Source organism: Mesorhizobium sp. P2_D6 (assembly GCF_056404315.1).
In genome coordinates this window covers 141,604-154,296 of sequence record NZ_JBFUEG010000014.1, presented here as the reverse complement: position 1 = coordinate 154,296, position 12,693 = coordinate 141,604, and the positions used below count along the sequence as shown (strand labels likewise).

At 59.4% G+C, this 12,693-nt stretch carries 7 protein-coding genes and 2 pseudogenes; 3 read left to right on the top strand and 6 right to left on the bottom strand.

The genetic code is table 11. The features are described from left to right. Positions 1-457: 457 nt before the first annotated feature. The 3 genes from AC1D1L_RS25335 to AC1D1L_RS25325 all read right to left on the bottom strand — a co-directional run bounded on the left by AC1D1L_RS25335 (position 458) and on the right by AC1D1L_RS25325 (position 5,628). On the bottom strand, positions 458-2,458 hold the full coding sequence (locus AC1D1L_RS25335) for a class I tRNA ligase family protein (RefSeq protein ID WP_477344113.1): 2,001 nt from the start codon (positions 2,456-2,458) through the stop codon (positions 458-460). A 319-nt stretch (positions 2,459-2,777) separates the two neighbouring features. After that, positions 2,778-3,557, bottom strand: a complete 780-nt coding sequence (locus AC1D1L_RS25330) for a phytanoyl-CoA dioxygenase family protein (RefSeq protein ID WP_477344124.1) — start codon at positions 3,555-3,557, stop codon at positions 2,778-2,780. A 766-nt stretch (positions 3,558-4,323) separates the two neighbouring features. Continuing rightward, the gene (locus tag AC1D1L_RS25325; protein ID WP_477344123.1) at positions 4,324-5,628 is read right to left on the bottom strand and encodes a lysine N(6)-hydroxylase/L-ornithine N(5)-oxygenase family protein; all 1,305 of its coding nucleotides are present in this window, start codon (positions 5,626-5,628) and stop codon (positions 4,324-4,326) included. Between the two features lie 721 nt (positions 5,629-6,349). On the opposite strand from AC1D1L_RS25325, the pseudogene AC1D1L_RS25320 reads away from it, so the two are divergent. Then, positions 6,350-6,920: pseudogene (locus AC1D1L_RS25320) on the top strand (GDP-mannose 4,6-dehydratase); the annotation flags it as partial. Positions 6,921-7,005: 85 nt separating this feature from the next. Here the strand turns inward: AC1D1L_RS25320 and AC1D1L_RS25315 are convergent. Beyond that, positions 7,006-7,851, bottom strand: a complete 846-nt coding sequence (locus tag AC1D1L_RS25315) for a radical SAM/SPASM domain-containing protein (RefSeq protein ID WP_477344112.1) — start codon at positions 7,849-7,851, stop codon at positions 7,006-7,008. Positions 7,852-9,062: 1,211 nt separating this feature from the next. On the opposite strand from AC1D1L_RS25315, the gene AC1D1L_RS25310 reads away from it, so the two are divergent. Beyond that, complete coding sequence (locus AC1D1L_RS25310; protein ID WP_477344111.1) at positions 9,063-9,806, top strand: acetoacetate decarboxylase; 744 nt, start codon at positions 9,063-9,065, stop codon at positions 9,804-9,806. Between the two features lie 24 nt (positions 9,807-9,830). Beyond that, positions 9,831-10,232, top strand: coding sequence for a hypothetical protein (locus AC1D1L_RS25305; protein ID WP_477344109.1), 402 nt, complete (start codon positions 9,831-9,833; stop codon positions 10,230-10,232). Between the two features lie 717 nt (positions 10,233-10,949). Here the strand turns inward: AC1D1L_RS25305 and AC1D1L_RS25300 are convergent. Both AC1D1L_RS25300 and AC1D1L_RS25295 read right to left on the bottom strand, forming a co-directional pair. Beyond that, positions 10,950-11,573: pseudogene (locus tag AC1D1L_RS25300) on the bottom strand (NAD(P)/FAD-dependent oxidoreductase); the annotation flags it as partial. Positions 11,574-11,749: 176 nt separating this feature from the next. Then, positions 11,750-12,637 carry a universal stress protein gene (locus AC1D1L_RS25295; RefSeq protein WP_477344108.1) on the bottom strand — a complete coding sequence of 296 codons (888 nt, stop codon included), beginning with the start codon at positions 12,635-12,637 and terminating at the stop codon, positions 11,750-11,752. Positions 12,638-12,693 lie beyond the last annotated feature (56 nt).

Below are 12,693 nucleotides of genomic sequence, written 5' to 3'. Positions count from 1 at the left end.
GCTCAGCGGCAAAGCCGATCATCTCGCGCAAGATATCGGCGTCGGGGGTCTTCTCCACGAGCGTGCGCAGGTTCATCATGTCGTCGGTCATCGATGGTTCCTTCGAATCAGGTTGGTGTCAGCAACCCGACCTTACCGGGGAACATCGATGACCGCCGCTACGCCGCTCGCTCGCTTCAGCGCTGTTGAGGGCGCGCTCGCGAGCGGCTTCGTAACCGCCGACCTACACCACGCGGTGGGACACGATCCGCCGCACGAATGGCAAGCGCTGGAAAGCTGTCAATCGAGCGATCCCCCAAGGCGCGGGTCAGCGTCTCGACGATATGTTGGTTAAGGCCGGCCAGTGCTTGTACCTATGGTCTGGGAGTGGCCTTCGGGCAGCCAGTGGTAGCGAGTAAAGCTTCGGCATCCCCGGCTTTGATTGCCGCCCAAATCTGGTCGAAATCACGACAGGCTATTATGCCTCCTCCTCATTGAGAACAGGAAGCTCTGCTCTGGCGTAGAAGCCTAGCACGGGTCCGAGATCAAAGGTCGTTCCTGGCGCAAGGTGCCGGACGGACGTGGGCCATGTTTCGGTCGAGACGCCATCGATAGCTCGCGCCAGCGTGCTGGCGAATCGGGGCATCAGCGGTGCGAGTGTCTGCGCCAGGATCGCAGCGGCCGTCGTCTGAAGGGCGAGCGAAGTGCGGGTGCGGGCGGGATAGAGACGTCGCGCCGCTTCATAGTCTTGCGCCTGTCGGTAGACTACACAATCGCTCACGAAATCGCAGGCCTGCGCGGCCGCGCGACGGACCGAGAAGCCTTCGTCCGAATAGGCGCGTTCCATCGCCGCGCGATGGACCTCTATCTGAGCAAAGAAAGCGCGATCGGCGGGAGCCCAGTCGCCTGCGTCGGGCACACAGCCGCCAAAGTCCTGTTTGATTTCCCGATGCAGCGCATCAAGCCAATTCAGCCAGATCCCATTGAACACCTCGTTCTCGGTGCGGCGTAGCGCGTCCAGCGTGAAGTTCGTCCGCTCACCTTCCGGGCGTGTCAGGCCCAAATGAAGACGGACGACATCGACTGTCTTTGGGCCCAGAACCTCTTTGCCCCAGACCGCATGGCCGCGGCTGGTCGAGAACTTCTGGCCGTCGAGCAGGTAGAACTCGTTCATATGATACCGGATGCGCGGGGTCCAGTGGGAGAAGACCTCAGCATAAAGCGCCGGATAAAGCAGGGCGTGATAGAAGGAATTATCGAAGCCGAAGAAATGGACAATCTGCCAGTCATTGCTGGGCAGGGCCGCATTCCAGTCTCGACCGAGCGATGTAGCTAGCGTCTGGATGTTGTAAAGAAAGCCAAACGCCATCTCTGGCCAGACCCAGGTCACCTGCCCCGGGAACCCCTCGGCCGGTAGCCCCCAGTCCGACGGGTGGATGATGGGCACGGAAAAGTCGCCACGTTGGCGTAGACGCGCGAAGAGGTCCATGATCCGAACGGGGGCGCCCGACGCCCTTAAATGCCGGTCGATATTGTCATAGCACCGTTCCAGCGCAAGTTCGGGACGGCGCACGGAGCCGACCACCGGCGCCTCGGCCGAGTGCGGCGACCGGGCTGCATCTAGGTCGTGGCATAGGTTCGGTGCGCCGCATTCCTCGCAGATGTTGCCACCAGCGGAGCTGCCGCAATCGGGGCAGAGGCCGCTTACATCCGGCTCGTAAAGGTAGTCGCCTGTCACAGCATCGAAGAGCGCAGGGCTCTGGCGCAGATCTACCGCCGTGCTGCTCAGAAGACTACGGAAACACGCGGCTTGAAACCCTGCATAAGCGCTATCGCCCAAAGTCGGGAGGAAGCTGTGGACCTCACAGTCGAGAAGCGCAAGCGTGGCTCGAATCTCATGGGCGTAGTGGCGCGCCACCTTTGCGGGCGTCGATTGATTGGCATCGGCATGCGTGGCGACGTAGCTCTGGTAATCGTCGCTTCCAGTCAGGTGATAGGCTTCGACCCCTTTCATGTGCAGGAAACGCGTGTAGACATCGGCGCCAAGATAAGGGCCAGAAAGATGCCCCAGATGCAGATCGCCATTAGGCGTCGGTGGCGCGGAGAAGACGAATGTCGGCTGGTGGGGAGTCGCGACTTGTGCCGCAGCTTCGAGAGCGGCCTTGCCGTCGCGCCAGTAGACATCGACGAAATTTAGGTCTTCCTCTCCATCGTTGTGCAGCACATGCACTTCAAAAGGGTGGAACAGAACGACATCGCCGGCCGCGACCGGGATCTCCCCAAGATCGGTCCTGACCTTGCCCGCTCCAGACAGGATCACGAAGGCCTCGATTTCGTCGTGCCGATGGGGCTCGGATGTGACGCCCGGTGCCACCTTGCCGAATGAAAACCCGGTGCCCGCGCTTCCCGTTCCAAGCGTAGCCGTGTCAATACCGAACGCCCGCGACAGCTCCGTTCGAGAAAACGTGGATTTGCGCATCACGAACCTCAGCTATTGAAACAGTGATATCTTCGGCTGCCAACGCAACAGCTTCTGCTGCAAGTTGCGATGAGAGGCGGTAGCCCGACACGTTCGCCTCCGTCAGAATAATCCGGCTCTGGGGCCCCAGGCGGGCGACGACGGGCGCCAGGAGGGCTTTAGAAGACAGCCCGGCGACACCTCCACAATCGACATACCGAAGCGTCGTAACGGATTGCGGGTGATGATCCAGTAGCCAGCGATCAGAACGCCATGCTCTCCGCGCATTTTTCTAGCGGCCGATCAGTTTCGTGTGCATGCCTCGCCTGGTTCCGTGAGTTCAATCGCGATAGAAAATGCCGTTTGGGAGCTTCAGGTTGTCGAGATCAGCCACTTTGCCCTCTGGCGGATTAAGGGCGCGCTTAAGCACGTTATATTCAGCGCGGGTCGGTCCACCGGTTGAAGCACGCTGGAACACCAAGTAGAGCGTCCGCCGCGAACGATTGCTTTTATTCGGCTTTGAGTAATGCGGTGCATAATCGTCGAAGATGAAGATGTCACCAGCCTTCCATACTACGGGTTCCCAGGAGAATGTTTCGGCGACCTCAGGATCAATCACCCCGCCGGCATCCATGGGAAATACCCCCTTCTTGTGGTTGCCGGGGCTGAAGAAAAGGCCACCATTGTCCGGGTCGGAATCGTCAATGCCTATGGCAACGATCGCATGGACCATCCGGTCGGGCAGCTTGTGTGGAATGTGATAAATGTCCTGATGCGGGCGATAGCCGCCGCTATCGGGATAGTGGAAGATCAGCAACTCCTTGAGTCTGCGCGAATCTTCGCCAAGCAAATCCTCGACCGCAGAGTTTATGCGCTGATCTTCTAGGAGGAGAAGACGCAATGGATCATGGAAGTCGAGAAAATTCTCGGCCTTAGAGGTGATCTTTCGATCATCAGTCGTCTTCTCGAACCACATGAGCCATTTATCATCGCTGACATCCCAGCGTGATATGTCTTCAACAAAGCTGGACATACCTTCCACGGCCGCGGGATCGAAGAACCTTTCGAGCCTGATGTATCCGTCTTTCTGCCACTTTTCTCTTTGTGCATCAGTCAACATGCGAAAGGCCTCCTGTTGGAAAAAAAGTGGTTGGTCGAACATTCCGGTTAGAGGCAGTTGGGCGCTGGCCAGGGTGTGGCCCACGGAGACGATACTCCACGGCATGTGGGCGGCGACGCTAAGTGCATTCCGCTCCGGCTGGATTTCAAGGCTGTGTTGTCCCTCCTCAATGGAGCGATTGTCCAGGCTCGTAAAGATTTGTCGATCCGGTACGTCTTTATAAGAGTCATGGCCGAGCATGCTGTTGATGGTGCGACTGCCCGATAAGGCGACCTTTCGTGCAGCTTGACGCGAAGCAAGCCGTGGGCCACGCGAATGTTTACGACAAGTTCCCGGTCCGGTCAGCCGATCAGGGAGGGCACGTCGGCGGCATGAGTCCATCGATCTCCAAGAACGGATACTATCCGCGGAGAGTTCAGAGCTAGACTGGCCATCCCAGGCCAAGCCGGGCCCAGGGCTTCGCTAAGCTCGTCCCGATCATTTACCTCACCCGGTCCAGCCACCACACGCATCGCTACGAGCCGGAAGCCTCCGCTGACGGCCGACGCAGCCATGGCCGCCAGGGCCACTGCGCACTTTCGAGTGAGCGACCTGGTATGGTTTCGACGACCGTGGGGCAAATGGACGCCCGCAGAATAAAGCGATGCGCCCATAGGTCCAAGGGCATGGTCAGTGACGATGAGTTCGGAGCGGACTCCGGTCGTCGCCGCAGCGGAAGCGGATAAAATTCCTTGGATGCCACCGCCGATGATCAGTAGTCGCTGAGTCATATCCCGCTGCCCATTTCTTCGGCTACCGGGTCGGGCCAGCTCTCGACGGTGGTACGGCTGATAAAGCCAGGATGCTCAGAGTTCGCGCACGGCGCGCGCTGTAGAAGGCTGTCAAGAATGCGGCGAGCTCGCCAGGCCAGCAGGCTTAGGTTCGGATCGGCCAGCCCGCGCTGCCCGGGATTGGCGTTCTGTACGAAGATGCGTCTGTCACGCGGTCCGTCCCAGCACACCGAAAAATCCTCGTTGATGACCAACTCATTGTCGGTATGTTGCAGCCGATCCGCCATCGGTTCCAAAAAGCTTGGCACGGCGTTCTCGTAACCGGTGGCCAGGATGACGATGTCGGCGGTGACTTCTTCGACGTCGCCCAAGCCGCGCTGCAGCGTCAAGTTATGACCCGCGCCGGCGTTGATGCAGCGCGAAACGTTGCAACCCGGCCGCAGTGCGATGTCACATAGGTCTGGCTCAAGAAATTCGTGGCGATACAGCGCCTGGTAGACCGCGCGCAAAGTGCGATCCGAAATACCATCCGAGGCGAGCACGAAACGCCGCAGGAACAGCTTGCGCTGCGGCTCGCTCATTACTGCGAAACGATCCGAAAAACAGGGCATGAACAACTCGTTTGTGAACGGGCTGTTGTCGAGGGGCAGGTAGTTTTCGCGCTGCGAGACCCAGGTGATCGAGGCAGGCCGCCGTTCTCTTGGCCCACCGACCAAATGCAACAGCACCTCGGCTCCCGACTGGCCTCCACCAACGACACAAACATGTTTATGTCGCACCTCAGGATGGATGTGCAGCAAATCGGATGAATGGAACAGGTTGCGTCCGATCCAGCCCTGAAATTGAGGTGGAATCCGCGCTTGCTTGCCGATGCCGACCACCAGGTCTCTGGCACTGAGAACTGCATCGTCCGTGCGCACCCGAAACTCGCCGTCATAGCGTATCTCGTGGACGGTCTCGCCGCCGCGCACAAGTGGGTTTCTGCGGAACGCCCAGTTCAGGTATTGCTCGAACTCAGCCCTGAGCACAGCATCGAACTGTGCATTCAGGAAGTGATACAGACGCCCGTTCTCGTGCAGGTAGTTTATGAAGGTGTAGCCAGACCGCGGATTCACCAGCGTGACCAGATCCTTGATGTGGCTGACCTGGAGTTCTGAGGACTCGAATGCACTGCCTGGATGCCAGCGGAAGTCGACTTGCCGATCCAAGAACAGTGCCCCGTGCCCGATTTGCTCGTGTATCTGACACGCAAGGCTCAAATTGGACGGGCCAGCACCGATCCCAATGCAAGAGAGATCCAGTTGTCCTGCTCCTGCTGACGCCTCCCAATCAGGCGCTATATGCGGCGAATGTCGGCCATGGCCGCTGGGCTTGCCCTTCCCGCACGCATCGTCGACACCGCAGGACTTGCAACAGTTTGTCCGCGCGTTCGTAGTATCGGGTGTGACGCCCGCGGATGCCGGCTCCGTGATGAGATCGGCACTCATGCCGGCGATATGTTGCGCGTGGCTGGCATCGAGAATCCCGCCTCGATGACCCCCGCGTGGTCAGTGACATGCTTTTGCAACCTATCCCTCATTGCAATTGGGCTCAGTTGCCCGCCTCGACCGCGATGAGCCGACCTTCGGCCTACTTGGCGACCAGCGAGGGCACGGTCATCAATGCGGCGACAGCATTTTTCCGTGGGTTTGATCATAGAAGACCTCCGCTGCTGCTTTCGGGAGGTCCCCTGCATCGAACGTGCCAGAGCAAAACATCAGCAAAGGGAACGGAAGGCAGGTTCGCAATCCTGTCGAGTATCCGACATTGAGGCCGAAACCTTGCACCGGCGCCGATTTTTGCACGCAATCGTACTCTTCGACTTCATAGCGTTGCAGGCTCTCTTGGCACTTTCCACACGGCCGTCATCGAGGACTGGCCCGGCGCCGAGTGTCGATCCCTGAAAAGGAATTTCCGTTATCAAGGTCCTCATGAGAATTATCCCGACATGGTCCTGCATTACGGCGACACGACGGATGCGGCTATGCGGTGGCGAAGCTCTACGGCTACTGGAGCACCATGAACTACCGCGAGGTATACGGGCTCTATGGCATCCTGTTCAATCACGAAGGGCCGACGCGCGGCGAAACTTTCATCACGCGCAAGGTGACGCGTGCGGTGGCTCGATCATGGCCGGCAAACAGGACTGTCTCTATCTCGGAAACCTGGAAGCAAAGCGCGACTGGGACTCGGCGCGCGCCTATGTCGAGGGCATGTGGCGCATCTTGCAGCATCAACCTGACGATTTCGTGCTGGCAACCGGCGAGACACAGACGGTCCTCACCTTTGTCGGGGCTTGCCTTCAGGCGAGTCGAAAAGGAGATCGTCTGGAAGGGCGAAGGCGTTGACGAGGTGGGCCGTGAACGCATGAGTAATCAAGCGCTGATCCGGATCGACAAACGCTGTTTCGGGCCAATCGAGGTTGACCTGCTGATCGGCGATGCCTCCAAGGCAGCCGACAAAACTCGATTGGAAACCGAAGACCACTTTCGAGAAGTTCGTCTCGGAAATGGTCGAGGCTGACTGCCGCGCCTACGGGATCGTGTTAGCGTGACGTGAAAACACGATGACTTCGCGGGCATGTGCATCTTGCCGTTTCAGGGACGTCGGCATTTCAGGCCCGCCGCGGTCAGCCGGCGTCAGTCAGTTCTATCGTTTGGATCGGCAAACTCACACATCCTGCAAAGCAGAAAACCAGCCGCTCCATTCATGCGATCGACGATTTCGCAAAAAACTGGGCTTTTAAAGAGATCGCCATATTCGTCGCATAGAAGGTTGCCCAATACGTGACGCCGCTCAAAATCCATGGAGCAGAGAGTAACCTCGCCGTTTGGAAGGAGTACATTCCGATACTGCCGTTCGTCCACGCATATCAGCGCTCCGACGACTGGCTGCCGTGGTTCTACAATCTTAGGATCTACGCTTCCACCCCTGCTGCTCACCGGTCGCGCGCGAACTAGGGCTTGGGCAGGGATAATGTCGGCGATATCGGGATGGGGCTCGCCCAAAACCACGAACCGGATCGAAGGGATGTCGGCGTCGACGAGTTGACCAACCAAATCGCGATACTTGTCTCCGACAAGGCGGCTATTCATGTGGGCGCCATCATCAAAAACATGAACCACGAATACCCCCAACCGCAGCGCCTGCAAGCGTTGTAGGTCCCGCCCCTTCATTCCCACTAGCGTCGTGAAAATCCTGATGCCGTGGCCTTTGGCGGAAGCGTGCTCGACCATTTCGGTGCAATCCGGATTGAGCCATGGCTCAGAATACCCGGCAAAACTAATGTCGACGGAGGCTGGTACGCGCGCCAGACAGCGCTTGAAATCTCCAAGACTAAGATGCTTCGTATCAGATACTTTTCTTTGCCGGTCAGCGAACTTGTCCTGCGGACAATATGAACATCCCACGATGCATCCTGTGGTCGTCGTTATCTCCAAAACTCTGCCGGCTGGGATAGCAGAGCGCAGTTCCGGTAAAATCATTCGTTGTGACTCCCACTCGTCTTGGTCATGCATAACGCCAGCATGGTGTCTTTGGCTTCATGACACCGACGGTCAAGACAGTCCGAATGAGCCCAGCCATCTCCGCCTGGGCAGCAGTCAACAGCCGGTTTCCTCAATCTGCCGGGCGGACTATCAACGAACTTTGGGCGCATCGGCGCGGCAGGGCGGCGCAACCGCAAAGTCGCGCGTCAGCCATTGCTAAGGTGTAGCCGTGACCGTTGAGCGGGCGCGCCGCCGAGATGGCGCAGCAGAAAATCAATCGTCTCGCGTTCTTATGCGGTCAGCCCCCACTCAACATTGCCGCATCTCCAGCAAAGGCCGTGCCAGCGCACTTAGCCGCAGCAACTGCACGAGTAGGCTTCGAGAAACCTCACGCCCAAGGCGGCCGGTGGTTTTGGACCAGACATGTTTTTTGTCGCTGTCAGCTTTTGGACATGCATTTCATACGCTTGAGCACAGACTTGGCTGTCTCCCCTGCGGTAATGTTGGCGTCGGCTCATCATCTAGCATCATTTCGGCGCCGGCTGTGTGCGCGGAAGATCTACACGACCTGACCGCCGCGTGCAGGGACTGCCTGCCGGCTCATAGCTGATCTTTTCTCCTGAAGCCGGCGATGGGGCTAGGCCGTCGAGTGCGTGCTGCCGGATGCTGCGTATGCTGTTTGGCTAGACGGCGGATACCGCGTCACTTCCATATTTTCGCGACAGAGGTTTGGTGGCGTCGCAGGCCTTCCTGCTACATCACCGCAGTGCTCGGGAATTCGTATCTGATCCGCGTGAGGCGAAGACCTTCTCTCTCGACTGGCTCGCCGAGGCCGTCTGTCCTGCGGGCCTCGGCGATTTCTCATTTGGCATGGCGCATGCGCCTCGATCCGCAAACCCCGTCATGAGGACAAATCGGAGCTGGCCGCCACTCCACCTCCTCCTACCACGAGGGCAGACGGGAAGCAGCGCCTTCAAATGAGGAGCAAAATCACTTTACCTCGAATCTTGCCTCTCGATCACAACCGGAGCCATGGAACCGCGTCCGCGACCATCGCCTCGCGCCCCAAGGCAATTGCCCAGCGCAAATGGCTACGCGCGATTACGCCATGCATCCCTTACGAGGCTACGACAGCACCTCGGAGACCCTCGCCGCCATCATGCAGACCGATCTAAGCCCACCTGATCCAGCACAAAGGAATTTCAAACATGCACCAAGATACCGTCCGTGGGAAAGCTTTCGCCATGCCCCTGATTAGCCCGGCCTACCCGGCCGGCCCATATCGCTTCCGCAACCGGGAGTATCTGATCATCACATATCGCACCGATCCGCAGAAACTGCGCGACCTTGTGCCGGAGCCGCTTCAGGTGTGCGAGCCTATGGTCAAGTTCGAGTTCATTCGCATGCCGGACTCGACGGGCTTCGGCGACTACACGGAAGGCGGACAGGTCATCCCTGTCTCCTTCTGTGGCCGCAGGGGGAGCTATACCCACTGCATGTTTCTCGACGACCATCCGCCGATAGCGGGCGGACGCGAGTTGTGGGGCTTTCCCAAGAAGCTCGCTAGCCCAACGCTCCGAACGGAGACGGATACCCTTGTTGGCACGCTGGACTACGGGCCGGTCCGCGTCGCGACGGGTACCATGGGCTACAAGCACCGAGCCGCCGACCTCACGAACGTGAGGGCCTCGCTCGCTGAACCGAATTTCCTCCTCAAAATTATCCCGCATGTCGACGGCACGCCGCGCATCTGTGAGCTCGTGGAATATCATCTAGAGGACGTCCATTTGAGGGGCGCCTGGACCGGCCCGGCAGCCCTGAACCTCTGGTCGCATGCGCTTGCCCCCGTCGCCGAACTGCCGGTGCTGGAAGTAGTCTCGGCAGTACACCTCGTCGCAGATCTCACGCTCGCGCTCGGGAAGGTCGTCCACGACTATCTCGCGGAAGCCTAGCCTCGCCATCGGAAAGGAAGAACCATGAACTTTTACAGTGATATCTCATTGAACCAACGCGATGGGGAGCTGGTGGACGGCTTCTCGACAAGGAACGCCACTGACAATCTCATACAACGTCTTTCCAGCGACCTAGCCTTAGAGGACATTCCGCCGCTTTGCAGCGAGTGCAGGCGCCTCGCGAGTAAGAGCGATTGCCCTTGCCCATCCTCCCTGCTTTTGGTGCAACATATGCTCGCTGCCGTTTACCAGCGGCTTGACGCCATTGACTGCCTCTCAGAGCAAGGCGCCATAAGACTGAAGGCTTTTACCGATTATCTGGCGGCGGTCGTTCGAATAGCTTCAGAGAGCGGCGACGCGGCACCCTGGATTGATCTAGCAACCCGGTTTAGCGCTCTTTTCGATCCCGACGAGGTTGCCCATTGATCTCGCGCTTATCGCTTTTTCGTGGAACGAGCAGCCTCGTCGGCAGATGCGTCATCGATGGCCAGCGGCGGGCCGGCGCATATGCGAGCGTAAAAGCGCCGAGCAGCCGGTGATGTATCTCGAAGGTGACGACGCCGATTGGCGCGATGCGCGTTGGCTCGGGGCCCTCGTGCCCAAGCATGGGTGCGTTGCCATTCCGCGGCATCGTACTCGCGATCCCGTCCGTGCCGTGCTCAAGCAAACGAGCGAACCGCCCCAGGTTGCGGATTTAGACAATCGTTGATGGAGTTGGCTGGCGAATTGGCGCGTTCGGCATTCGGTTGGAAGACCGGCTTGAGGGGGGCCAACGAAACGGAATTGGCGAAGCCACGCTGGAGTATGCCTTCACTGGGGTCGCGTCCCTACACGTGCTGTAGCGCAGCGTTCGCGAAGCCGCTCGCGAGCGCGCCCTCATAGCGCTGAGCGGGCGAGCGGGTTCGGGGCGGGCGCAGAGGCTGGGTAGACTGGGCCGAACTCACCTCACCCGGTCCAGCCACGAACATGCATCGCCAAAAGCAAGGACCCCGCTGACCGCGCCCGCAAGGGGGGAGATTGGCCGTCATCGCTGCCTTCGCCAATCTCCAAGTCTAGAAGTTTGGAGCCGCCAGTGAAGCTGCCGGTCTCCCCCCTTGCGGGGGAGATGGCCGGCAGGCCAGAGAGGGGGCTGTCCCGCCAGCGTTAGATCACATTCAATTCCCTGAACGCCCGCCCTTCAGCGACACGGCTGTACCCAAACGCCGAGCAGTCCACCGTGCGGTAGCCGCCGTGCACGATCAGCTCGGCCAGCGCCTTGCCGACCGCCGGCGCCTGCTGCAGGCCGTGGCCGGAAAAACCATTGGCGAAGAGGAAATTCTTAACCTGCGGATGCGGGCCGATCACCGCGTTCTGGTCGAGCGTGTTGTAGTCGTAATGGCCGGCCCAGGCGCGTGTCGGCTTGATCGCCTCGAAGGCGGGAATGCGGATCGCCAGCACCGGCCAGATCACCTCTTCGAACAGCGGCCACTCGACCTCGAAATCGGTGGGGTCGGCCGGGCCGTCGCGTTCTTCCGGTTCGGCGCCACCAGTGAGATAGACCGAGCCTTCCGGCCGGACATAGATGCCGGAGGGATCGACCAGCAGCGGCATATCGGAATATTTGTGGCGCGCCTCGAAGACGAAGACGTTGCGCTTGCGCGGCTCGACCGGCAACACCAGCCCCGCCATGGCAGCCACCGTGCCGGCATTCGGCCCGGCTGAGTTGACGACGATGCCGACTTCCAGCCTGTCGCCATTGTCGAGGCTGACACTGGTCACGCTCTGGCCGTTCCACCTCCGCCTTGCGCATGACTGGAGAGATTTCCGGCGGGCGTCGCCTCCCGAGCAATGCTTTTCATGTTCGTTACTCTTCGTAAGATCGATTATTTCGATGGAGCCCATCTACGTATGAATGCAGGCGTCACAGTAGAGCTTTGAACAGCATCGGTGCGGGTCCGGAACCGTCATCGAGCCAAAAACAGCGGCAATGTCGGCTTTTCAAAGATCCATCTGGTCACACCGCCAAAGAGCCGCTCACGCAGCCGACGGCTGCCATAGGCGCCCATGACGATCATGTCCGCAGAAATGTCGATTGCGTGCTGCGCAAGCACCGTGGCCGCCGATTTGCCGGCACTTGGCAGGAGGTCAACCGACACCCGAGCACCGTGCCGAGTGAGATAAGCAGCGATGTCGGCTCCAGGCTCCGCGCCGTTCCCGTTGTAGTTGGCCTTCGGATCGACCAGGGCGACACGAACTTCCTCAGCAGCGCATAGGAGGCCCAGCGCTTCTCGAACCGCACGGGACGCCTCGACTCGCGAATCCCAACCGACCAGGACGCGCCGTGGCCACAGCGTCGCCTCAGCCCCCTTCGGCACAACGAGCACCGGCTTTCCCGTATCGAACAAGCAGCCGTTGACCACAGGAGGTCCGAGATTCTCGTCGTTGAGGAGCCCCGGTCCGATGATCGTGAGGTCGGCGCAGAGCGCCCGCTGTCGTGCCACTTCACCGAGGCTGGCCGGATCGCAATAGTCGGTGTCAACGTCATAGGCGAGCGACATAGATTCCAGCAGTTTCTGGATATCTTTGGAGCGTTTTTCCAGTCTGACCACGTCCTGTGTAAATCGATCGATTTGCCGAAATCGATCGTTCAATCTGGCAATTGCCTGTCCACGTGCTACCGGCCACTCTGGGACAAAATCTCCGATCCGCCGATGCGACATAAGGAGCATCGGAGCGGGTATAATCAGTACGGAAAGGTGCGCGCCGATTTCCGCACACAAGCCGGCAGCAGTTCTGACGTCCTGATCGGAATGGTCAGCGCCGGTCAAACAGAGTACCGTTTTAAAGCCCATTTTCCTGTTTCTTCCTGAGTATCCGTTGAGGGCGTTTCAGGCCGCGAGACCGGCTC